General features: G+C 72.8%; 21 protein-coding genes and 1 pseudogene. 11 read left to right on the forward strand and 11 right to left on the reverse strand.

Translation table 11 applies throughout. The features are described from left to right. The first annotated feature begins 28 nt into the window (after positions 1-28). The 3 genes from EKH77_RS31925 (at position 29) to EKH77_RS31935 (ending at position 2,443) form a co-directional block, all read left to right on the forward strand. A complete protein-coding gene (locus EKH77_RS31925; RefSeq protein ID WP_126917650.1) occupies positions 29-922 on the forward strand; it encodes a catechol 1,2-dioxygenase in 894 nt (297 codons plus the stop codon). A 173-nt stretch (positions 923-1,095) separates the two neighbouring features. After that, positions 1,096-1,740 carry a DUF4360 domain-containing protein gene (locus EKH77_RS31930; protein WP_126917651.1) on the forward strand — a complete coding sequence of 215 codons (645 nt, stop codon included), beginning with the start codon at positions 1,096-1,098 and terminating at the stop codon, positions 1,738-1,740. A gap of 52 nt (positions 1,741-1,792) precedes the next feature. Further along, positions 1,793-2,443 carry a DUF4360 domain-containing protein gene (locus tag EKH77_RS31935; protein WP_206279972.1) on the forward strand — a complete coding sequence of 217 codons (651 nt, stop codon included), beginning with the start codon at positions 1,793-1,795 and terminating at the stop codon, positions 2,441-2,443. Positions 2,444-2,519: 76 nt separating this feature from the next. Here EKH77_RS31935 and EKH77_RS31940 read toward each other — a convergent pair whose 3' ends face one another. Next, the gene (locus EKH77_RS31940; RefSeq protein WP_126917652.1) at positions 2,520-3,584 is read right to left on the reverse strand and encodes a cobalamin-independent methionine synthase II family protein; all 1,065 of its coding nucleotides are present in this window, start codon (positions 3,582-3,584) and stop codon (positions 2,520-2,522) included. A 233-nt stretch (positions 3,585-3,817) separates the two neighbouring features. On the opposite strand from EKH77_RS31940, the gene EKH77_RS31945 reads away from it, so the two are divergent. From EKH77_RS31945 to EKH77_RS31955, 3 genes are all read left to right on the forward strand, one after another. Then, the gene (locus EKH77_RS31945) at positions 3,818-4,780 is read left to right on the forward strand and encodes an alpha/beta hydrolase (protein ID WP_126917653.1); all 963 of its coding nucleotides are present in this window, start codon (positions 3,818-3,820) and stop codon (positions 4,778-4,780) included. After that, positions 4,777-5,964 (forward strand): acyltransferase family protein, encoded by a 1,188-nt coding sequence (locus EKH77_RS31950; RefSeq protein WP_126917654.1) that lies wholly within the window; start codon positions 4,777-4,779, stop codon positions 5,962-5,964. The genes EKH77_RS31945 and EKH77_RS31950 overlap by 4 nt, the downstream gene beginning before the upstream one ends. Before the next feature lie 97 nt (positions 5,965-6,061). Further along, positions 6,062-6,985: a MurR/RpiR family transcriptional regulator gene (locus EKH77_RS31955; protein WP_126917655.1), complete on the forward strand. Its 924-nt coding sequence runs from the start codon at positions 6,062-6,064 to the stop codon at positions 6,983-6,985. 248 nt (positions 6,986-7,233) lie between these two features. Here EKH77_RS31955 and EKH77_RS31960 read toward each other — a convergent pair whose 3' ends face one another. The 9 genes and pseudogenes from EKH77_RS31960 to EKH77_RS31990 all read right to left on the reverse strand — a co-directional run bounded on the left by EKH77_RS31960 (position 7,234) and on the right by EKH77_RS31990 (position 15,562). Continuing rightward, entirely contained in the window at positions 7,234-8,283 is a 1,050-nt protein-coding gene (locus EKH77_RS31960) for a methyltransferase (protein ID WP_206279973.1), read from the reverse strand. A 61-nt stretch (positions 8,284-8,344) separates the two neighbouring features. Next, positions 8,345-8,749 carry a hypothetical protein gene (locus EKH77_RS34655; protein WP_346429107.1) on the reverse strand — a complete coding sequence of 135 codons (405 nt, stop codon included), beginning with the start codon at positions 8,747-8,749 and terminating at the stop codon, positions 8,345-8,347. 179 nt (positions 8,750-8,928) lie between these two features. Then, positions 8,929-9,183, reverse strand: a pseudogene (locus EKH77_RS34660) (SDR family oxidoreductase); the annotation flags it as partial. Positions 9,184-9,306: 123 nt separating this feature from the next. After that, positions 9,307-10,305, reverse strand: coding sequence for a histidinol-phosphate transaminase (locus EKH77_RS31970; protein ID WP_126917656.1), 999 nt, complete (start codon positions 10,303-10,305; stop codon positions 9,307-9,309). Positions 10,306-10,317: 12 nt separating this feature from the next. Continuing rightward, positions 10,318-10,539, reverse strand: a complete 222-nt coding sequence (locus tag EKH77_RS34205) for a BBE domain-containing protein (protein ID WP_240667654.1) — start codon at positions 10,537-10,539, stop codon at positions 10,318-10,320. Between the two features lie 26 nt (positions 10,540-10,565). Further along, positions 10,566-11,918, reverse strand: coding sequence for an FAD-binding protein (locus EKH77_RS31975; protein ID WP_240667655.1), 1,353 nt, complete (start codon positions 11,916-11,918; stop codon positions 10,566-10,568). 44 nt (positions 11,919-11,962) lie between these two features. Then, positions 11,963-13,729: a thiamine pyrophosphate-binding protein gene (locus tag EKH77_RS31980; RefSeq protein WP_126917657.1), complete on the reverse strand. Its 1,767-nt coding sequence runs from the start codon at positions 13,727-13,729 to the stop codon at positions 11,963-11,965. Further along, positions 13,716-14,426 (reverse strand): hypothetical protein, encoded by a 711-nt coding sequence (locus tag EKH77_RS31985; RefSeq protein ID WP_240667656.1) that lies wholly within the window; start codon positions 14,424-14,426, stop codon positions 13,716-13,718. The genes EKH77_RS31980 and EKH77_RS31985 overlap by 14 nt, the downstream gene beginning before the upstream one ends. A 119-nt stretch (positions 14,427-14,545) precedes the next feature. After that, positions 14,546-15,562, reverse strand: a complete 1,017-nt coding sequence (locus EKH77_RS31990) for a 3-oxoacyl-ACP synthase III family protein (protein WP_126917658.1) — start codon at positions 15,560-15,562, stop codon at positions 14,546-14,548. A gap of 304 nt (positions 15,563-15,866) precedes the next feature. Here EKH77_RS31990 and EKH77_RS31995 point away from each other — a divergent pair, with 304 nt between their 5' ends. The 3 genes from EKH77_RS31995 (at position 15,867) to EKH77_RS32005 (ending at position 18,572) form a co-directional block, all read left to right on the forward strand. After that, positions 15,867-16,808: a helix-turn-helix transcriptional regulator gene (locus EKH77_RS31995; protein WP_126917659.1), complete on the forward strand. Its 942-nt coding sequence runs from the start codon at positions 15,867-15,869 to the stop codon at positions 16,806-16,808. 44 nt (positions 16,809-16,852) lie between these two features. Continuing rightward, positions 16,853-17,674 (forward strand): SDR family NAD(P)-dependent oxidoreductase, encoded by an 822-nt coding sequence (locus EKH77_RS32000; protein WP_126917660.1) that lies wholly within the window; start codon positions 16,853-16,855, stop codon positions 17,672-17,674. Between the two features lie 133 nt (positions 17,675-17,807). After that, positions 17,808-18,572 (forward strand): IclR family transcriptional regulator, encoded by a 765-nt coding sequence (locus tag EKH77_RS32005; RefSeq protein WP_126917661.1) that lies wholly within the window; start codon positions 17,808-17,810, stop codon positions 18,570-18,572. 72 nt (positions 18,573-18,644) lie between these two features. On the opposite strand, the gene EKH77_RS32010 is transcribed toward EKH77_RS32005, so the two are convergent. After that, on the reverse strand, positions 18,645-20,078 hold the full coding sequence (locus EKH77_RS32010) for a phosphocholine-specific phospholipase C (protein WP_126917662.1): 1,434 nt from the start codon (positions 20,076-20,078) through the stop codon (positions 18,645-18,647). A gap of 309 nt (positions 20,079-20,387) precedes the next feature. Here EKH77_RS32010 and EKH77_RS32015 point away from each other — a divergent pair, with 309 nt between their 5' ends. Continuing rightward, positions 20,388-21,278 carry a DMT family transporter gene (locus EKH77_RS32015; protein ID WP_206279974.1) on the forward strand — a complete coding sequence of 297 codons (891 nt, stop codon included), beginning with the start codon at positions 20,388-20,390 and terminating at the stop codon, positions 21,276-21,278. Positions 21,279-21,449: 171 nt separating this feature from the next. Then, positions 21,450-22,700 (forward strand): cytochrome P450, encoded by a 1,251-nt coding sequence (locus EKH77_RS32020; protein WP_126917663.1) that lies wholly within the window; start codon positions 21,450-21,452, stop codon positions 22,698-22,700. Positions 22,701-22,735: the final 35 nt, after the last annotated feature.

A 22,735-nucleotide genomic window follows, 5' to 3' on the forward strand; every position in this document is an offset into this window, starting at 1 on the left:
AGTCCCCGTCCTGTAAAGGAGATCCGTCATGGGCGACATCGTCGGCGCGGGCCTGCTCTCGCACGCGCCCGTCATCATGTTCCCCGAGCACATACGCGTCAAGGAGAACGGCGGCCGCGACTTCACCCTCGCGACCGGGCTGCGGCACCTCCGCGAGGAGGTGATCGACACCGTCGAGCACGACACCGTCGTCGTCCTGGACTCCCACTGGGCGACCACGACCGAGACGGTGATCACCTCCCATCCGCGCCGGGCGGGCCTGTTCACCTCGGACGAGATGCCCGGGGCCATCAACCGGCTGTCCTACGACCTGCCCGGCGACCCGGAACTCGCCGACGCGGTCGCGGAGTTCGCGGCGAAGCGCCCGCTGTGGCTCGCGGCGAACGACGACCCGTATCTGCCGATCCACTACGCGACGCTCAACCTCTGGACGTACCTCGGGCGGCCGGAGACGCCCTGGGTGTCCGTCTCGATCTGCCAGACCGCGACCACCGAGGACCATCTGCGGGCCGGCGAGGTGATCGCCGAGGCCGTCGCCCACCTGGACCGGAAGGTGCTGCTGCTCGCCTCGGGCGGGCTCTCGCACCGCTTCCGGCCGCTGGCCGAGCTGCGCGACCGCATGGCCGGGGACCCGGACAACATCGTCACCCCCGAGGCCCGGGCGGCCGACGAGCAGCGGATCGCGTGGCTGGAGGAGGGCCGCCACGACCGGGTCGTGGCAACGATGCCGGAGTACCGGCGCTTCGCCCCCGAGGCGCGTTTCGGCCACTACCTGATGCTCGCCGGAGCGCTGGGCGGCGCGGAGTGCACGGCTCCGGGACGTCGCTTCAGCGCCTATGAGAGCGGTATCGGGACCGGTCAGGTCCACGTCTGGTTCGACCGCCCCGAAGCCGGCTGGCGGCACGGATCGGTCCGCCGGTGAACCACGCCGGGGCCGGGCCGCCCGCCACCTCGGCGGCAGGCCCGCCCCGGCGCTGGACCAGGCGGGGGAGCGGAGGTGGCTGGAGTTGAGCTGTACATGCCCTATGGCCGGTGCTGCCATGGACCGCGCGAAGGGCGTCCTCTCGGACACCACCCACCAGCACGGAGGTTCCCATGCTCAGACCGGTCATCGTCGGCAGCGCGGCCGTGGCGCTCCTCGGCGCCTCCTTCTCGCCCCAGGCCGCCGCGGCGTCCAAGGCTCCTCCGCCCGACCGGATCGTGATCGACGTGGTCGCGGTCAACGGCTCGGGCTGCCCCGCGGGTACGACCGCCGTGGCGGTGGCGCCCGACAACACCGCCTTCACCGTCTCCTACAGCAACTACCTCGCCCAGGTCGGCGTCGGCTCCAAGCCCACCGACTTCCGCAAGAACTGCCAGCTCGGCCTGAACATCCACGTCCCCCAGGGCTTCACCTACGCCATCTCCCGGGCGGACTACCGCGGCTTCGCCCACCTGGAGAGCGGCGCGGCGGGCCTGGAGAAGGCCAGCTACTACTTCCAGGGCCAGTCCCAGACCACCTCCGCCAGCCACCGCTTCACCGGCCCGGTCAGCGACGACTGGCAGACCTCCGACGTCACCGACGTCGCCTCCCTCGTCTACGCCCCGTGCGGCGTGCAGCGCATCCTCAACGTCAACACCGAACTGCGGGTGAGCGCGGGCAGTTCCGACCCGTCGAACACCAACAGCTTCCTCGCCATGGACTCGACCGACGGCAGCGTCAACACCCTCTACCACTTCGCCTGGAAGGAATGCCCCTGACCGGGGGCCGTCCGGTGCCCGAGCGCGCCCCTAGGCAGTGGGAGGGAACTCGATGTCGGTACCGATGACGACCGGTGGCGCGGCCGTGGCGCTCCTCGCCGCGACCTTCACTCCCGGGACGGTGGCCACGACCGTGCCGCCGCCCCCGGACCGGATCGTGATCGACGTGGTGGGAGTCAACGGGTCGGGCTGCCCGGCCGGGACGGCGCACGTGGCCGTCTCGCCGGACAACACCGCCTTCACCGTCTCGTACAGCGGCTACATCGCCCAGGTGGGCGTGGGCGCCAAGCCGACCGACTTCCGCAAGAACTGTCAGCTCAGCCTGAACGTCCACGTCCCCCAGGGCTTCACCTACGCGATCGCCAAGGCCGACTACCGCGGCTTCGCCCACCTGGAGAGCGGCGCCACCGGCCTGGAGCGGGCCAGCTACTACTTCCAGGGCCAGTCCCAGACCGCCTTCGTCAACCACCACTTCAGCGGTCCGCAGAACGACGACTGGCAGGCGTCCGACACCACGGACATCGATCAGCTGGTCTACGCCCCGTGCGGCGCCATGCGCTACTTCAACATCAACACCGAGCTGCGGGTGGACGCCGGCACCTCCGACCCCACCAGGACCACGAGTCTCATGGCGATGGACTCGACCGACGGCAGCATCAACACCCTCTACCACTTCGCGTGGAAGGAGTGTCCCAAGCCGTGAGAGGCCGCCCGTGAGGGCCCGGCCGTAGGGCGGGTGGCGCGCGCGACCGCGCGCGCCACCCGCTCGTGGTACGCGCTCACACCCCCAGTGCCGCGGCGGCCAGGGCGGTGCCCTCGACCCGGGCGCGGACCTTCGCGAACGCGGTCTCGCGGGAGGTGGAGGTGTCGTCGGCGAAGGGGGAGAACCCGCAGTCGTCGCACGTGCCCAGCCGGTCGGCGGGCAGATGGCGGGCGGCGGTCAGCACCCGGTCCCGTACCTCCTCGGGAGTCTCGACGCGCGGGTCGATGGGGTCGGTCACCCCGACGAACACCCGCACATCGGCGGGCAGGTGCTCGGCGATGACGGCCAGCACCTTGTCCGGATCGGGTTCACTCGCGAGCTGGACGTAGAAGTTCCCCGCCTTCAGCCGCAGCAGCCTCGGCAGCAGCCCGGCGTAGTCGACGTCGAGGCTGTGGGTGGAGTCCAGGTCACCGCCGGGGCAGGTGTGTACCCCGATCCGCGCCCGCTCGGCCTCGGAGAACCGCTCCAGCACCCGGTTGTTGAGCTCGACGAACTGCTCCAGCACCCCTCCGGAGGGGTCCAGCTTCAGGGAGAGGCGCCCCTCGGTGAAGTCGAGCTGCACCACGTGCGCGCCGCCCTCCAGGCAGCGCCGGATCTCCGCCTCCGCCTCGTTCGCCAGGTCGTCCAGGAACGCCTCGCGCGGGTAGCCGTCGATGCCGTCGGGCGGATAGAGCAGGCTCAGCGCCGAGGGGGCGATGACGGCCTGCTTGACCGGCACCTTCGCATGCCGCCGGGCGGCCGCCAGGTACCGGTCGGCGTGGCCGGTGTAGCGCAGCGGTCCGGCCGTCAGTCTGGGGAGCCGCCGCGTGTGCCCGTCCGCGAACGGGATCACCACGCCGTCGGGCGCCAGCCGGTCCAGCCCCGCGACGGGATACGTCGCGAAGCTGGGCTTGGCCTGCTCGCCGTCGGTGACGACCGGCGAGCCGGCCTCCTCCAGGCGGGCGATCGTGTCACGGACCGCGAGGTCCTGGGCCGCCGCGAGACCGGCGTCGTCGAGCTCGCCCGACGCGTGGGCCGCCATGGCCGCGAGCAGCTCCGGGGTACGGGGAACACTGCCGATGGGTTCCGTGGGAAGAGTCACCCCGCGAGCGTAGATAACACCCCGTACCCCATCAATCGCACAACTGACCAGTTGTGCAAGGGAATTGACGAAGCGTCGATTTCTGGCCATCCCGCGATGGCGCCGGGCCGGCCCCCTACCCGTCATACCCCGGAGCTACACGAAAGGTGGCTCCCCGGCGGGACGCCGGCCGCACGGCCGTCTCCCTACCTTCCGTACCGCACCCCACAGATCCGGTACGGAAGGACCCACCCATGGCGCCCCGCCCTCGCAGCCGCCGCCTGCGCCGCACCCTGCTCGCGGCCCTCGTCGCCGCCTCGGTGGCCGTTCCGGTGGCGGGCGCCGCCCGGCCCGCGGCCGTACCGGCACCCGCCCCGGCCCCGCTCGCCCCGCTGCGCGACACGGCCCCGGTCACGCTCGCCGAGCGCTACACCACCGGCCGCGCCGGCATCCTGGCCGCCGAACGGACCGCCACCGCCCACGGCGACCACCGGCGCGCCGCCAACCTGCGCGCCATGGCCGACCCCGCCCGGCACTTCCTCTCCTTCGACGGCCGCGACGGCGGCCGCACCGTCGAGGTCCTCGGCGACCTCTCCCACGCCGAGCGGATCGCCGTACTGATACCGGGCTCCGACACCAACCTGGACTCCTACGGGCGACTGCGCGACGGAGCCACGGCCCTCCAGCGACAGCTCGGCGACCGCGCCGCCGTCGTCGCCTGGCTCGGGTACCGGACGCCCACCCTGCTCAGTACCGACACGATCAGCCCCGGCCTCGCCGACTCCGCCGCCCCCGCCCTGCGCGGCTTCGTCCGCGAACTGCGCGCCGCCGCGCCCACGGCCCGGCTCTCCCTCCTCTGCCACTCCTACGGCTCCGTGGTCTGCGGCAGCGCCGCCCCCGGCCTGGACGTCGCGGACATCGTCCTCTTCGGCAGCCCCGGCACCGGCCGCGACAACGCCGCCGCGCTGCGCACCCGCGCCACCGTCTGGGCCGGCCGCGGCGCCGACGACTGGATCGGCGACATCCCCCACGCCCGGATCCCGCTCCACTTCACCAGCGTCGGCTTCGGCACCGACCCCGTCTCGCCCGCGTTCGGCGCCCGGGTCTTCCCGGCGGGCGACGGCGGCCACAGCGACTACCTCAAGCCCGGCTCCACATCCCTGACGAACATCGCCCGGATCGTCTCCGGCCGGACGCCCGAGGGGACGACCCGATGACCTCCCGCGCCGCCCTCCGCGACCTCGTCCGGCGCGTCGAGGCCGCCACCCCGCCCGGCCGGGACCGCGCCCTCGACGCGCTGCGCGCCCTGGCCGTCCTCGGCGTCGTCCTCGGCCACTGGCTGGTGACCGCCCTGGTCGCCGACAGCGGCACCGTCCACGGCGCGAGCCCCTTGGAGCACCTGCCCGGACTCACCCCCGCGACCTGGGTGTTCCAGACCCTGGCCGTCTTCTTCCTCGTCGGCGGGATGGTGGCCGCGCGCGGCCACGCCGCCGCCCGCGCCCGGGGCACCGGCTATGGGGTATGGCTGCGCGCCCGCGTCGCCCGGCTCTTCCGTCCCGTCGTCGCCGTGCTGACCGTCTGGGCCGTGGCGGCGGCCGCCATGCTCGCCGCCGGGACCGGCCCGGACACCGTCCGCACCCTGGGCAACCTGGTGCTCTCCCCGCTGTGGTTCCTGCTGGTCTTCACGGCGCTGACGGCCGCGACCCCGCCGGCCGCCCGGCTCCACCCGGCCTGGCCGCTCGCCGTCGTCCTCACCGTCGACGTCCTGCGCTTCGGCCTCGGCGCGCCCGCCTGGCTCGGCTGGATCGACGTGGCGGCCGGCTGGCTCGTCCCGTACTGCCTCGGCGCCGCCTGGTCCCGGCGCCTTCCCCGGAGCCGGGCGACCGGATGGGCCCTGCTGCTCGGCGGTGGCGCCGCCACCGCCGGACTCGTCCTGTACGCCGGCTACCCGGCCTCCATGGTCGGGGTCCCCGGCGCCCCCGTCTCCAACCTCAACCCGCCCACCCTCGCCGCCGTCACCTTTGGCCTCGCCCAGTGCGGCGCCGCCCTGCTGCTGCTCGGCCCGCTGCGGCGGCTCCTCACCCGCCGCCCCGCCCTCTGGGCGGCCGTGGCCCTGCTCAACCTCTCCGTGATGACGGTCTTCCTGTGGCACCAGACCGCGATGATGGCGGTCACCGCGACCGGCCTGCTCGCCGGCGGCCCGCTGCCCGGCCTCCACACCCCGCCCGACGGGCCCGGCTGGGTGCTCGCCCGGCTCGCCTGGCTGCCCGTGTTCGCGGCCGCCCTCCTGGTGTGCGTGGCCGCGTTCCGGTCGTACGAACGGGGACGCCCCCGCCGGGACCGCCGGACCACGGCCGGACACCGCACCGCCCCCGAAACGGTCCGCCCGGCCGGTTACTGAGCCCTCGACAGGCCCGCCGCATCGGTGGACGATCACCTCTCACCGGTCACGGTGCGTGGGTTATGTTGAGCCGGAGAGTCGAGAAGGGGGCACACCGGTGCGATCAGGGCAGCAGGCACGCGCGCAGGCGTCCGCGATCACCCCGGGCGGGCGGCCCCCGGGGGCCGAGCCGCCCCCGGCCGATGACGTGCGCGCCCTCTTCGGCGGCCACCGGCTGTCCCCGGCCCAGCGGCGCATCGCGCAGTACATCACCGACCACCTCACCGAGGCCGCGTTCCTGTCGATCACGGACCTGGCCGAGCGCGTGGGCGTGAGCCAGCCCTCGGTGACCCGCTTCGCCACCTCCCTGGGCTTCAACGGCTACCCCGCCCTCCGCGAGGCGCTCCAGCCCATCGCCCTGAACGCGGTCGCCGGCGCCCCCGAGGTCCGGGCGGAGAGCCGCCGCAACGAACTCCAGGCGGCCGTCGACGCCGAGATCGCCAACCTGGAGAGCCTGCGCCGCGTCTTCGCCGACACCGACCGGATCCTCGACGTCGGCCGTGAACTGGCCCGCTCGGTCCCCCTGACCGTGCTGGGCCTGCGGATCTCCGTCTCCCTGGCCGAGTACTTCGCCTACGCGGCCCGGCGCGTCCACCCCGACGTCCGCCTGGTCTCCCGGGGCGGCAGCGTCGCCTACGACGCGTTGCTCCAGTCCCGGGAGGCGGGCGGCACCTGGGTCCTCGCCTTCGCCATGCCCCGGCACGCCAAGGAGACCCTGGCGGCCGTCCGGGCCGCCCGCGGCACCGGCCTGCGTGTCGCGCTGATCACCGATCTCACCCTCGGCCCGCTGGTGGACGAGGCGGATGTGACCTTCACCGCACCCACCGGCTCCCGCCTCGTCTTCGACTCGTACGCGGCCCCGGGCGTGCTGTGCGCGGCCCTGCTCCAGGCCATGGCCGACGCCGACCCCGAGCGCACCCAGCTCCGGCTGGAGAAGTACGAGCAGGCGGCGGAGCAGCACGCCTTCTTCCTCGAGGACTGAGCGGGCCCGGACCGACCGGGCCCGTTTTCATCACCTTCGTACGCATGAATTTTTTCATGCCCTTGCGTACTCGGCGGTAAATATATTTACTTCCCCTGGCGCCCTGGTCCGGCGCCATGGTGACGACCACCAGGGACGAGTCCTCCTCATCGCCCCGCGGATGTCGTCCGGGTGGTCCGCTCCCTCGGATCCCCCACTTTCCGGCGGCCCTGGTCTCCCCCTGGACCCGGGCCGCCGGACAGAAACGTTCAGGCCTTGCGCGCCACCAGCGCCCCGTTGATCAGCGGGGCGTCGACGACGAGCCCGAGCCGGCGGACGTCCGTGAAGCCCGCCCGGTTCAGCATTTCGGTGTAGGCGGCACGGCTGCGGTTGGTGCCGGCGGCCGTCTCGACGAGCATGTTGAGGCCCGCCACGGCACCCGCGACCGGACCGGTGCCGTCGTCGTCGAGGAACGCCTCGCCGATGATGACCTCGCCCCCGGAGCCGAGCGCGTCGTGGCACTTCGCCAGGATCCGCGCGCTCTCCTCGTCGCTCCAGTCGTGGAGGATGTTGGTCAGCAGGATGGCGTCGTAGCCGGTGGGCAGGCCGTCGGCGAAGAAGTCCCCGCCCAGCGCGTCCACCCGGTCGCCCACCTCCGTCTCCGCCAGCCGCTTCTCGGCCATCCCGCTGACGAACGGCAGGTCGTAGACGGTGGCCCGCAGGTTCGGGTGGTGCGCGCACAACTCGCCGCAGAAGGAGCCCAGCCCGCCGCCGACGTCCAGCAGCCTCCGGTAGGCGCCGAAGTCGTGCGACAGGGCCATCGCCCGGGCGGTGAACACCGCACCGGAGTGCGCCGCCTTGGGGAAGAGCTCCGCCATGTGCTCGTCCTGCGGGTCGAACAGCGTCTGCTCGGTGTCCGGGTCCCAGGTGTTGGGCCGGTCGGTGCGCAGGGCGACGTCGAGCTTGCCCCACGCGTCGTACTCGCGCCGGTCGGTGAAGGTGACCAGGTCGCCGAAGAAGTAGCGCTTGCCGCGCACCAGGAATTCCTCGGACAGCTCCGAGTTGACGTACCGTCCGTCCCGTTTGTCGAGCAGCCCGAGCGAGGCGCACGCGGTCAGCAGCAGCGTCGCGGGGCGCGGGGCGAGCCCCTCGGCGCTGCCGAACTCCTCGGGCGTGGTGCCCTCGCCGCCGCTGAGCTTGGTGAACAGGTCGAAGTCGAGCGCGACCGCGAGCACCTTGGCGACGCGGAAGCCGTCCGCGATCGCCATCAGGGGCGCCGGGGTCAGCGGCTGGACGCCGGTGTACGAGTGGGTGTTCATACGACCTCCTCCCCGGGTGGCCGGCACCCGCCGGTGCCGGCCACCGCGTGTGTGGACGTGATCAGCGGGCCTGGCCGGCCCAGGCGCCCGCTCCGGCGGCCGCGCGCGCGTACGCGTCGAAGCTCCGGGGCTCACGGCCCAGCGCGTCCCGGACACCGGTGCTCAGGTGCGCGTCGAAGCCGTTGCGGATGGCCGTGAACAGGCCCAGCAACACCCCGGCGTGCTCCTCCGGGACACCGGCCTCGACCGAGCCCTTGAGGAAGGCCTCGCCGTCGAGGTCCACGAAGCGGATCTCCCGGCCCAGCACCGCCGCGATCTTCCCGGCGGCCTCGCCGAAGGTCAGCGCCTCCGGCCCGGACAGCTCGTAGACCTTGCTCGCGTGGTGGTCCTCGGTGAGCGCGGCCACGGCCACGTCGGCGATGTCCTCGACGTCGATGAAGGGCTCCTTGCCCTCACCGGTGGGCACCGCGAGGACGCCCTCCAGGATCTGCGGGAGGAAGAACGCCTCGCTGAAGTTCTGCGCGAACCACGTCGGGCGCAGGATCGTCCACTCCGCCCCGAGTCCCGCACCGCGCGCTCGGAGGTCAGGAACTTCTCGTCGCCCGCCGCGTCGATGCCGCGCGCCGACAGCAGCACCAGCCGGCGGACGCCCGCCGCCACGGCCTGCCGCACGAACGGCGGGACCACGGCCCACGCCTGGCTCGGCACGGTCGGTGCCACCAGGTAGACGGCGTGGACGCCGTCCAGCGCCGCCGCCCAGGTCGACTCGTCCTGCCAGTCGAAGCGCGTCTCACCGCTCCGGCTCGCGGCACGTACCGTCTTCCCTGCCTCCCGCAGCCGGTCCGCCACCCGGCGGCCGGTCTTGCCGGTGGCGCCCAGCACCAAGAATGTCTCGCTCATCTCGTCCTTCCCGTGCTCCGCGATCGGTTGCCCGATCGATGGGTTTTTCCTTCAGTGGTGCAGCCGGCCCGAGGTTCGGCCGGACGCGGTGGGACCCCTCCCCGTGAAGGGAGGGGCCTTTCGTCAGGCGGCCGCCGGTCCGGCGGCGCGCAGGACGAGGTCGTTGGCCTCGGGCAGGCCCACGGTCAGCCGCACGCCTTCGCCCGGGTAGCAGCGCACCAGCGCCCCGGCCCCGCCCAGCGCCGCCGCGAGGCGCTCGCTCGCGTCCCCGGCCCCGAGCCACAGGAAGTTGCCGTGGCTCGGGAAGCTGTGCCAGCCGAGACGGGCGAGCCCCTCGCGCAGCCGGTCGCGCTCGCCGACGATCGCGTCGACGCGCGCCGTGAGCTGCTCCCGCGCCCCCAGCGACGCCGCCACCCCGACCTGGGCGAGCGGGCTGATGCCGTACGGCAGCGACGCCTCCCGCAGCCGCCCCGCGAGCTCCGGCGCCGCGACGCAGTAGCCGACGCGCAGCGCGGCCAGCCCGTAGGCCTTGGAGAAGGTGCGCAGGACCAGGAGGTTGGGGTGGTCCGCGAGGTGGTCCAGCCCGTCGGGGATCCCGGGGTCGCGGGCGAACTCGTGGTACGCCTCGTCCAGGACGACCGTGACGCGCTCCGGCAGGGCCGCGAGGAAGGACTTCAGCGCGATGCGGTCGAAGACCGTGCCCGTCGGGTTGTGCGGGTTGCACAGCACCACGACCCTGGTCCGCGGTGTGACCGCGGCGAGCATTCCGTCGAGGTCCTGCTCACCGGCGGCCGTCAGCGGCACCTGCACGGCCTCGGCCCCGGCCATCCGCGTGATGATGGGATACGCGTCGAACGACCGCCACCCGTACACCACCTCGTCGCCCGGTCCCGTGCACAGGTCGAGGACCTGGAGCGCGATCCCGACCGAACCGTTGCCGACCGCCACCGCCTCACGGGCGACCCCCAGCCAGTCGGCGATCATCCCGACGAGCGTGACCGGGGTGAACTCCGGATAGCGGTTGACCGCGTCCAGCTGCGCCGCGAGGGCCTCGCGGACCTCGGGCAGTGGCGGGTAGGGGTTCTCGTTGAGGTGCAGCCGGAGCTCGTGTAATCGCGTCATCCTTCTCCGACCTCACTTCACCGGTATGGACTGGGCGTGGCGGAAGACGTCGTGCGGGTCGAAGGCCTGCTTGGCCGCGACCAGGGCCTCGAGGTTGGCGGCGTAGTAGAGCTGGTGGGCCGACAGGCCCGAGCTGTTGTACGCCGGGTCGTCGAGGTCGGTGTCCGGGTAGTTGACGTAGCAGCCGTTGGTGACGTCATTGGGCACGGGCACGCCGCCGGTCGGCGCGTACACGTCCGCGTAGAAGTCCCGGAGCCACTTCAGGTGGGGGCCTCGTCCGTGCCGGGCACCCAGGTGGTGACGTAGTGGAGCTCCATCACCGAGTCGCGGTGCGGGTAGGCCGTGGCCTCCCGGGGGCGGGTGTTGATCTTTCCCCCGAAGGTGATCATGAGGAGGCGGGCGGCCGGGTTGCCGTAGGCGACCTCACCCCCGAGGTGCCGGTACATGGCCCGCAGCTGCTCGTCCGGCAGGCAGGCGCGCTGGTAGGCCGACTTGGCCTTGAAACTGAACGTGGGGGTGTTCGGCCCCGTCAGGCTCGGCCACATCGTGGCGTGGAGCCACGGCAGTCGCAGGACCTGCGTCTTGGGCGTCAGGCCGGTGCCCGCGCTCACCGCCGCGAGGAAGTCGTTCAGCAACTGTTCGGAGTCCGGCCGCGTGGCGTCGAACTGCGCGATCATGGAGAACGAGCCCGCCGCGCGCGGCGTCGGCATGAACTGGCTGTAGAGGGCGGCGTACGGCGAGTCCGCGGCGCTGTTGTTCTCGCACCAGGTGCTGTAGTTGCGCACCAGCCGGGTGAAGCTCTCCTCCGTCACCTCGGCCCACTGCCAGGTGACCGTCGAGAGGAAGACTTCCCCGGGCGGCTTGGGCAGCAGCGTGGCCGGGTCGTTCCCCTGCACACCCGGGGCGCGGAACCAGTAGCGGGTGGCGACGCCGAAGTTGCCGCCGCCACCGCCGGTGTGGGCCCACCACAGCGCGCCCTTGGGCCGGCCCTCCTCCCAGTCCTCGCGGGTGGCCACGAGGGTGACGACCTTGCCCGCGGCGTTGACGGTGACGACCTCGACGGCGTGGAGGTAGTCGACGGTCAGGCCGTGCAGCCGCGACAGCGGACCGTGGCCGCCGCCCGCGATGTGCCCGCCGATGCCCACCGACGGGCAGGCGCCGCCGGGGATGGTGACGCCCCAGGCCTTGTACAGCGCCCGGTACACCTCGCCGAGCGTCGCGCCCGGCTCGATGGCGAAGGCGCCGCGCCGCTCGTCGAAGTAGACGGCGTTCATGTGCGACAGATCGAGGAGGAGCTTGGCGTCGATGCCGAAGCCCTCGTAGCAGTGCCCCCCGCTACGGATCGCGATCTTCTTGTCGGCCGCGAACGCCTCGCGGACCGCGTCCTCCACCTGGCGCCGGGTGTGGACCAGACGAATGGACTCCGCGTTCGAGATCCACCGCTGGTTGTACCCGCGCCGCAGGTCCGCGTAGCGGGCGTCGCCGGGCGCGACGGCTACCGCCCCGGCCCGCGCGGCGTCGTCCAGGACCGCGGCGGGCGGTGCCGTACCGAGCGCGACGCCGCCGACGGCGGCCTCCCCGGTGTCGACGACACGGCGAGTGTCCTGCTCCATCTTTCTCCCCCTGATTGTTTTCCGGTGGCGGTGTTTCCTGGTGCTCAGCCGGCGAGTACCCGGCTGTCGGTGCGGCGGCCGACGGCGTACGTCGGCTCGTCCTCCGGGAGGAAGGCCGCGAAGGGCGGCACCTCCTCGACCGGGAGCCGCAGTTCGAGGACGCCCGGCAGATGCGCGTGGGCGTCGTGGTAGTCGGCGAGCCGGACGTGGAGCTCGTCGAGGGTGCCGGCGGTGCCGACCCAGAGCCGGTCTGGGCCGCCCAGCCCGTACGCCACCGTGGCCACGTCCAGCGGCGGGTAGCGCACGGCCTCCAGCCGCGAGTCGAAGAACGTCTGCTGCCGGGTGACGCACATGCCGTGCATGTTGTTGTTGAAGACCACGTACAGCACGGGCAGCCGCTCGGCCACGGCGGTGTGCACCTCGAAGCCGTTCATCAGGAACGCCCCGTCCCCGCAGAGGACCACCGACCGGGTGCCCGGCGCCGAGCCCAGCTGGGCGCCGATGGCCGCGGCGATGCTGTAGCCCATGCCGCCCATGCCCAGCGCGATGGTCGACGAGGCGCCCTCCGGCACGTGCGCCAGATGGATCGCGGCCGAGGCGCAGTTGCCCGCGTCCAGCACGATGTGGCCGTCGCGCGGCAGGTAGGGCTCGAGGGCCCGGATCGCCTGACTCTGCCGCAGGGTGTCGCGGGCGGTGCGCGGCGAGGGCTCCCCGCCCGCGTCGGGCGCCAGCCGCGGACGGTAGCGGAGCAGCTCGTAGCCGTCGGGCGGCGCCGCCGTGAACGGCTCGGCGTCGAGCAGCTCCAGCAGCGTACGGAAGACGGCGCCGGCGTCCCGCGCGACGACCAGGCCGGGCGCGGTGGCCCGCTCCGCCTCCCCGGGGTCGATGTTGACCACGGCCAGGCGCGCCGGGTCCAGCGGGCCCAGCGGCCCCCGGGTCATCACACCGAGCCCGGTGCCGACCGCGACGACCAGGTCCGACTCCTTCAGGTAGCGGTGCGCGGAAGGGTGCCCCACCACGCCCGCCACGCCCAGGAACAGCGGGTCGTCATTGGGGAACTCGCCGCGCGCCGCCATGGTGGCGACCACCGGGACGCCCGCGCGGCGGGCGAACTCGGTGACGACGTCAGAGGCGCCGCCGCGACGCACCCCGTGCCCGATGAGCAGCGCCGGGCGCTCGGCCGAGCGCAGCGCGTCGAACAGCGGGCGGACGGTGTGCGGGGCGGCCTCGGCGGGCGCGAGCAGCGCGGACAGCTCGGCCGGGAAGTCCTCGGGGCGTGGCCCCACGGCCCTCTCGAAGACGTCCCGGGGCAGCAGCAGCGCCACCGGGCCGGGCCGGCCGGTGAGCGCCGCGACCGCGGCGGCGTGGAGCTCGGGCCAGAAGTCGGCCGGGTCCTCGATCTTGGCGACGCGCTTGGTGGTGGCCCGCAGCAGCCCGACCGCGTCGACGGTGCGGCCGATCCCGGACGAGTCCTGGAACGCGCCGCGCCCCTCCAGATGGAGCGGCGGCTGCCCGATGAGGGCGAGCACCGGGACCGACTCCGCGTAGGACTCGGCGAGCCCGGCCAGCAGGTTGACCATGCCGCCACCGGAGGTGGCGCAGCAGACGCCGAGGGTGCGGTGGACCCGCGCCCGGCCGTCGGCCATGAACGCGGCGCCGTCCTCGCGCCGCGCCATCACCGACCGCAGCCGGTCGCCGCCGAGGCGGTGGATGGCGTCGTGGACGTGCTCGATGTTGGCCCCGCTGACCCCGAAGACATAGCGGACGTCCCAGTCGCGGAGCGTGCTGACCAGCGCGTCATCCAGTCGCATCGTTCGGTCCCGACACGCTGGGGGAACCGGCCGGGCCGACGGCGCCGACCGAGAACCGGTGCTCGAGGATGCGCTTGAGGTTGGCCATCTCCACCTTGTGGATCGCGTCGAACTGCGGCCAGATGTCACCGACCCAGTACCGGTCGGTGCGCGCCCGGCCGGCGGCGATGTACTCCGGCACGTCCGTGACCTCACGGTCGTAGTAGGGGTGGCGGCAGTTGGTCCAGATGATCACCGTGCCGGGACGGCGCAGGGTCGGCCAGGCGTCGATGATGGTGAAGTAGTAGCGCATCCAGAGCTCCTGCCCCTGGTCCCAGGCGCAGGGCCAGACCACCTGGCCGTGCTGCGGGCCCTTGGTGACCTCCGCCCGGATGAAGATCTCGGTGTTGGGCTGGATGGCCTCCCGGCCCCGGTAGAGCCCGCCGCCGATGTGCCTCAGCTCCCGCATGCTGTACGACCATTCCTCCAGGGAACGGATGTCGGCGAGATAGTCGAAGACCACGTCGAAGGGGACGTCTATGTGCTCGCCGAGCGTGCAGTAGGGGCCGAATATCTCCTCGTGCGAATAGGTTTCCTTGGTCATGCCGAGCATCAGTTTGTGGATCTCTTCCGCGTCGGTGTTCTCACAGCGAATGAGATCGAGCCGGGCCAGGTCGGAATCGTCGGCGGGCGCGGCGGGATTCGGTTCAGGCGTCATGACGCCTCCTTGAATACTGTGGTCCGGAAAGGTTGTGGGAACGGTGTTTCAACGGCCGTCAAGAAGCCGTATGTGAATTCCCGGAAATCAGCGGAGCGGCACACCGTATCCGGTGGTGCTCACGCGCGGGCGGCGGGCCAGCGCAGCGTCATGGCGCTGACCATGTCCCCGCCGTTGGAGAAGGTGCCGAGGGCAAGGATGTCACCCGGCTTGACCAGGGAGTTGTCCAGCGCGTCGGCCAGGGTCACCGGGATCGATCCCGCGAAGAGATTCCCGTACTTGGCCAGCGTGTCGTGCGTGCGCGGTGGTTCGATGCCACAGCGTCGGCGCCACTCGGCGAGATATTCGTCGTTCGGCTGGTGGGTGATGAGGAGCGAGACGTCCCGGCTCTCCAGCCCGGCCCGGTCGAGGCTGATCCCCACGGCCTCCGGCACCAGGCGCATCGCGTTCTCACGCAGCGCGTCGATGCGCTCACGCGTGAAGTTGACCGTGATGGGGCCGCAGCCGCGCTCCCAGAATTGCCGGAACTGCCCGTCGACCTCATCGGGTTCGAAGCGCAGCAGCCCGTAGTTCTCCCCGTGCGACCGCTCGTACGTGGAGAGAATCGTTTGCTCTCCGGGTGCCAGCAAGGTCGCGGTGGCACCGTCGCCCAGGACGCGCGAGCGCGAGGACTTCTGGAACTCCGGCAGGCGGGAGACGAAGTTGGTGACGGTGAGCACCACGACGTTGCGGTGCTGCCCGGACTCGATGAAGGCGGCGGCCGTCCGCACCCCGGACAGCCAGGAGCAGCAGCTCGTGTCCACCTGGAGGATCATCGCGCGGTCCGCGCCGACGGCCTTCTGCACCGCCGGGCCGATGCCCGGCCAGAAGGTGTCGTTGAAGACGCAGTTGTAGATGATGAGATCCACGTCCGTGGCGGCCACACCCGTACGGTTCAGCAGCTTCTCCACGGCGAGCGCGCCGAGTTCGGCGGAGCTGTGGTCCGGGGAGGCGAAGCGGCGCTCCGCCACCCCCCGAAAAAACGGGTCGTCCCCGAGCTCGTCACCGGCCGACTGCGACCCATTGGTGACGATTCGCTCGGGGAGGAAGTTGACGACATCGATGATCTGGGCAAAGTTCGCCCGGTTGTTGCGCACCCCGTAGTCCCCCCATGTAGCAACTTCAGCCGTCGCGGGCACGGGTGAGTGCCGCAGCACCGGCCCCGACACCTCGAGTATGCGGGCGCCGACGCTCTCCGGGCCATGACGTCCCGCTGTCCTATAGTGACCTGGCAACAACCGGATAGAGGTGTCCTATAGTGACCTGGCAACAAGCGGAAAGCGTGGGAGCGAACAAGGACATTGAGAATGCCGGGGGGCAAAGTTGAGCGATCTGGATTCGACCTGCGTTTCCGTCTACACACTGGCCCTGCGACACGGTTCTTTCGACGAAGTCGCGATCATGGAAAGGCTCGGCGTCCCGCCGGACGAACTGGCCCGGGCCCGTGACACCCTCCACGGCATGGGGCTGCTCTCCGCGACCGGGGCCGGCGGCCCGCTCGTCCCCGTCCACCCCGAACTGGCCGAGGCCGTCGTGGTCGCCCCGCTCGAACGCGACATCCACGAGCACGAGCGGCGCATCGCCCACGTCCGCGGCCAGCTCCACGCGCTGCTGCCCGTCTACCTCGACAGCGCCCCCTCGCCCCACCCGCCGGACGGCACCCGCACCATCCACGACCCCGAGGAGGTCCGGCGCCAACTCGCCGCGGCCGCCCGGCGCTGCCGCGACGAGGCCGTGATGATCCAGCCGAACGGCGGCCGCGACACGGACGCCGTCCGCCACACCCGCGAGTGGAGCCTCGCCCTGCTGCGCAGGGGCGTGCGGATGCGCGTCGTCCACCAGCACGCCGAACGGGCCAGCCTGGCCACCCGCGCCTTCGTCTGCCAGGCCGCCGAGGCCGGCGCCGAGGTGCGCACCAGCGCCGAGGTCTGCGAGTACGTCGTGGTCTTCGACCGGTCCGTGGCCTTCGTGCCCCAGGCGCCGGAGGACGGCACCGACGGCGGCGCGGCGATGGTCACCAACGCGACGGTCGCCGACTTCATGCACCGCCGCTTCGAGGACGTCTGGGTCCTCGCCCAGCCCTTCGACCCTCGGGAGGCCCAGTACGAGAAGGTCGTCGACGAGCTGAACCGCACCGTGCTGCGGCTGATGGCGGCCGGCCTGAAGGACGAGGTGATCGCCCGCCGGCTCGCCATCTCCACCAGAACGTGCCGCCGTTACATGAAGGCCGCGATGGCGGAGCTCGGCGCCGTCAGCCGCTTCCAGGCCGGCGCCCGCGCCGCGCAGGTGGGGCTGCTGGGCGCCCCGGAGCGGCAGGGCCGGCCCGGCACCGCGTCCGTATGATCTTTGACGATATGTCAGCGATCAGCTCCGGAGGCGGTACGACCATGACCGATCAGCGCGTTGTCCTCGTGACCGGCGGCGGGACGGGCATCGGCGCCGCCACGGCCCGGCTCCTGCGCGCGGCCGGGCACCAGGTGGTGATCTCCGGACGCCGCCCCGAGCCGCTGCGGCGCGTCGCCGAGGAGACCGGGGCCCTGGCCCACCCCTCCGACGCCGCCGACCCCGAGGCCGTCGCGGGCCTCGTCGACGCCGCCCTGACCGCCTACGGACGGCTCGACGGCGTGGTGCTCAACGCCGGCGTCGGCCGCGGCGGCGCCGTCGGCGACCTCTCGGTCGAGGACTGGGACACCGTCATCAGCACCAACCTCACCGGCCCCTTCCTGCTCCTGCGCGCCGCCCTGCCGCACCTGCTGGAGACCCGGGGCTCCGTGGTGGCCGTCGCCTCGGTCTCCGCGCTGCGCAACGGCACGGCCAACGCCGCGTACGCCACCTCGAAGGCGGCCCTGCGCCAGCTCTGCTCCTCCCTCGCCGTCGACTACGGCCACCGGGGGCTGCGCGCCAACACCGTCTGCCCCAGCTGGATCCGCACCGAGATGGCCGACCGCCGCATGGCCCGCTTCGCCGAGGAGACGGGCCTGGGGGAGGGCGGCACCGACGCGGCGTACGAGGAGGCGACCCGGCTCCTTCCGGCGGGGCGCCCCGGTGCGCCGGAGGAGGTGGCCGAGGCGATCGCCTGGCTGCTGTCGCCCGCCGCCTCCTTCGTCAACGGCGCCACCCTCACCGTCGACGGCGGCGCGACGGCGGTCGACCCCGGCACCGCCGCGTTCGGCTTCCGTATCGAGGCCCGCGACGGCGCGGCGATGTGACGCCGCCCCGGCCCGGACGGTGGCCGCGGCTCCGCCGCCGGGCGGCCAGCGCATTTAGGGCGCGTTTAGCCCCGAGGAGTTCACTCGTTCCGGACGGCGGCATACGGAGGACGACCTCGGAAGGGGACCGGCGATGGCCAGATCCGCGGCCGGGGGGACCGGCGAGCGGCCGGTTCCCGGACGGGGTGTTCTCGAGGGGGCGTTCGCCCTGCTGGAAGCCCTGGGGCAGGCCGGGGAGGCCGGGCTGACCGCGCTGTCGGCCGACAGCGGGCTGCCCAAGACCACGGCGTACCGGCTCCTGGAGCAGCTGGTCGACCTCGGTGTCGTCGAACATCACGGCACCCGGTACCGGATGGGGTCACGGATGTTCCGCCTCGGGCTGGGCTGGCAGCCGCCACCCGGGCTGTGCGCGGCGGCGCGCGGCCCGATGCGCCGGCTGGCGCGGGCCACCGGCGCCTCGGTCGGGATCTGCGTGCTGCGCGAGGGCCGGACCCTCGCCGTCCAGGGCGTGCCCGGCATGGTGGACCACCTGGCGCCCTTCCAGCCGGGCGCGACCTGGCCCTGGTACGCCGCCGCCGGAAAGGTCCTGGTGGCCGCCGCGTCGCCGAGGGTGCCACTGGACCCGCTGCCGGCCTCCTGGCGACGGGAGGCCATGGCCATCCGCGACGGGGGAGTGGCCCTGGACCGGGAGGAGCTGGTGCCCGGCGTGTGCTGTGTCGCCGTGCCGCTGACGGCTCCGGGCGGCGAGGCCGTCGCCGGGCTGTGCGCGATGGTCGACCCGGCCCACGACCTGGGACGGCTCGCCCGCGCCGTCGCCCGGACGGGCCGGGCCGTCAGCGCGGGCCTGCGGGACCCCGCGCCCGTACGGCCTCCCATGGCACCCGCGCGGGCGTCGTGAACGACGCGACATCCCGCGGCGAGCCCGTGGCGCCGGCCCCGCGCGGGACCGGCGCCACACCGCCGGTGTCGCCTACCGCCGCGGCCGCGTACCCGGCTCCTGCGTCGGCGGCCGCTGCGCGGCCCCCGGGAACGTGGGCGCCGGCAGATGGGCGACGTCCCACTCGGCCTGGCGCAGCCGCTCCTCGGTGTCGCCCGGTAGCGCGGGCGGGGTCGCGGCGGGCGAGCCGAAACCGAAGGCCGAGGTGAGGTCACCGAAGGTACGGCGCCGCCACGCGCTGATGTTGGGCTCCCGCACCCCCGTCCAGCGCTCCAGGAAGCGCAGCACGGAGGTGTGGTCGAAGGCCTCCCCGGCGGCCCAGCCGCCCACCGTCCACGGCGAGACGACCAGGCAGGGCACGCGGAAGCCCCCGCCGATCGGCAGGCCGCCCACGAACTCGTCCTTGGTGCCCTTCGGCGGCACGGGCGGGGGCACGTGGTCGAAGAGCCCGTCGTTCTCGTCGAAGTTCAGGATGAAGACGGTTTTCCGCCACACCTCGGGGTTGTCGGCGATCGCCTCCAGCTTCTTCGCGATGAAGTCCGCGCCCGCGGCGGGCATCGAGTCGGGGTGCTCACAGCCGGCGGTGGTGGGCAGCAACCAGGAGACGGCCGGCAGCCGGTCGTTGCGCGCGTCGTCCTCGAACGTGCCCTCGGCGGACGCGCGCAGCCCCCGCTCGTACAGCGGGCTGCCCGGCTTCGCGTTCTTGAACTGCTGGAACTGCTCCAGCAGGTTCGTCCCGTAGTCGTCCTCCTGCCGGTAGACGCGCCAGCTGACCCCCGCCGCCTCCAGCCGCTCGGGGTAGGTGGTCCAGCGGTACGGCGTGGGGGCCGTGTTGCTGATGACCGGGCCGCCCCGGGTGCCCGACGGGTCGTTGGTGCCGGTCATCCAGTACAGCCGGTTGGGCCAGGTCGGCCCGAAGACCGAGCAGAAGTAGTTGTCGCAGATGGTGAAGGCCTCGGCGAGGGCGAACTGGAACGGGATGTCCTCGCGGGTGTGGTAGCCCATCACGTACGGGGCGTTCTTGCCGTCGGCGTCGGCTCTGCGGTGCGCCGGCATCCAGCGGTCCATCTTCCCGCCGTTCCACGACTCGTGCTGGATCCGCCAGGAGTGGTCGGTGGACGGGATGGCCTGCGCTTTCGTCTTGCGCGTGTCGAGGTGGAAGGGCAGCAGATAGCCCTTGGGGTTCTGCGCGTCGGGCTGGTGGAAGACGCTGCGCCCGTCGGGGAGCTTCAGGGCGTCGGGGTCGGCGAAGCCGCGGACGCCCTTGAGCGTGCCGTAGTAGTGGTCGAAGGATCTGTTCTCCTGCATCAGCAGGACCACGTGCCGGATGTCCTCGAGCGAACCACGTCGCGCCGGGCCGGCGGCCACCGCCTGCTGGACGCTCGACGGCAGCAGCGACAGCGCCGCCGCGCTCGCGGCCGTACCGGCCGCCGTGCCGAGGAGCCTGCGCCGGGTGATGTCGGGCATGGGGATCCCTCCCTGGAGTCGCGCGGTGCCACACGAATGACCGCTACGACTCTCCCGGCGCCCACACGTCAGGGGCAGGGGGGAGGAAGTGAACAAGGTGTCAATTGGCCGTAAAGGGGCGGGAGATGGCGCATACATCCGCTGGTGCTCGGGCCTCGGGGGCGCCCGGGAGCCCGTGGCGTCAGCGGCCGGACGACGGAATCGCGTGGCCGGCCCGCGCGTGGCCGGCCCGCCCCGCCCCACCGCTCTGCCAGTGTCGTCAGCGACAGCCGCCCCGGCCCCGCCCCGCCCCGTCGGAGGAGCCTTTCCGTGTCAGCGCCGTTCGCCGCTCTCTTCGCCGTGCTGGCGGCCGTGAGCAACGCCACCGCCATGGTGCTCCAGCGCGCGGCGGCACGGACCGCGCCCAAGGACGACGCCTTCAGTCTCAGGCTGGTCCGCCATCTGCTCCACCAGCCCGTGTGGTTCGGCGGCATCGCGGCCATCCTCTGCGCGGCGGTCTGTCAGGCGCTGGCCCTGACGATGGGCTCGCTGGCCCTGGTCCAGCCGATCTTCGTCACCGAGCTCCCCTTCGCGCTGCTCATCGCCGGCGTGGCCTTCCGGCGCCGGCTGCCGGGCCGGGGGTGGGCCGCCGTCATCGCCGTCACCGCCGGGATCGGGATGGCGCTGGCGGCGGCCTCGCCCTCCGGTGGGCACGCCGGCGTCGGCCTCGGGCTCTGGGGGCTGACCCTGGCCGTCGCCGCCGGCGCGATGACGCTGTGCGTCGGCGCGGCCCTGCGACGCCCCCGGGGCCGGGCCCGGGCCGCGCTCTTCGGCACCGCCGCGGCCATCGGCTACGCGCTGACCGCCGCGCTGATGAAGGCCGCCGTCCACGCCTTCGCCGCGCACGGCGCCGCCGCCTTCTTCACCACGTGGCAGACGTACGCCTTCGCCGCGTCCGGGGCCTGCTCGCTGTTCCTGCTGTCGAACGCCGTCGAGTCCGGCCCGCTGATCGCCTCGCAGCCCGCCCTCACCCTGGGCGACGCCTCGGTCAGTCTGACGCTGGGGCTCCTGGTGTACGGGGAGCGCATCCGCACCGGGTGGTGGCTGCTCCCCGCGGCGGTCGGCGCCCTGCTGGTGACGGCCGGGGTGCTGGCCCTGCCGGGAGTGGAGCCGCGGGTCCTGAAGGAACCGGCCGACGAGGACGTAACCGACGAGGCGTAGCCGGCGATGGGCCGGACGACGGACCGGGGGTCGCACCGAAGGACCGGTGAATCCCGGCCTTCTGGGGAGCATTCAGCGTTGATACGTTGATATGCACTGTTGTGGGGATCCAGGGCATCGCGGGGATCCCCACGGGTGGACCGACGAGCACCAACGAGGGCGGGCTGGAACGTGCCGGAGTCGACCGAGATCAGCCCCCTCACTTCCGCGGCCGTGTCGGCGGTGTTCCTCACGCCCGGTTCGCCGGATCTGTACCCGGTGATGAAGCGGCTGCGGGACGAGGCCCCGGTGTTCTTCAGCGAAGAGCTGAACATGTGGATCGTGTCGCGGTACGACGACGTCGCGAGGATCCTCAAGGACCCCCGGCGCTTCCCCGCCGCCACCCGGTCCTTCATCCTGGCGAGCTACCCGCCCGAGGTCCGCGAGATCCTCGCCGCCACCAGCACCTTCTCGGCCCCCAACATGGGGTTCGACGACCAGCCGGTGCACGACCGGCTGCGCAGGCCGCTCACCCAGTACTTCTCGTTCCGGGGCGTGGCGCGCCTGGAGGAGCGCATCCGCGCGATCGCCGACCGGCACCTCGACGGGATGCCCAACCGGCCCCCGGCCGACCTGGTCGAGTCGTACGCCCGCCCGCTGGCGAACAGCGTCGTCATCGAGCTGGCCGGCTTCCCGGCCGGTGACCGCGACCGCGTCCTGCGCGGCCACCGGGCCCTCAACGACTTCTTCTTCGGCAGGCCCGCCCCGGACGTCCAGCTCGACTACGCCAAGGACATCCGCGCGTGGGAGGAGTACCTGGCCGGGGTCATCGACGAGCGTCGCGGCCGCCCCGGGGACGATCTGATCAGCCTGCTCACCCGGAAGGTGTCCCAGAAGGAGGCGGACTACACCGACGAGGAGCTCGTCAGCCTCTTCAGCTTCGACATCATCACCGCCGGCATCCGGCCGAGCAGCTTCGCCCTGATCAACATGTGCGACGAGCTGCTCCGCGACCGGCGCCGCTGGGAGGGGCTGCGGGCGGAACCCGGCCGCTTCGACGCCCTGTTCGACGAGACCCTCCGCCGTTCCGGTCTGGCCACGGGGGTCTTCCGCGCCACCGCCGCCGATGTGGAGGTCGAGGGGGTCCGCATCCCGGCGGGCTCGGCCGTCTGGGCCCTGACGGCCTCGGCGAACCGGGATGAACGGCACTTCGCCGCCCCGGACTCCTTCGACCCCCACCGTCCCCACCTCGGCACCAGTCTCCACTTCTCCCACGGGCTGCACTACTGCCTCGGTGTGAACCTCGCCCGGACGGTGACCCGCGCCGGCGTCGCCGCGCTCATGCGCCGCCACCCGGGAATGCGCCGGGTCGCGGAGCGGACACCTGTGTACGAACAGGGCATCAACGTCATCGCCCCCGCCCGGTTCACCGTGGAGTGGTGACCCCCGCAAGCGGCGCCGAGCGCATTCCGGTTGAC

The sequence above is a fragment of the Streptomyces luteoverticillatus genome, from assembly GCF_003970715.1.
Lineage (GTDB): Bacteria > Actinomycetota > Actinomycetes > Streptomycetales > Streptomycetaceae > Streptomyces > Streptomyces abikoensis.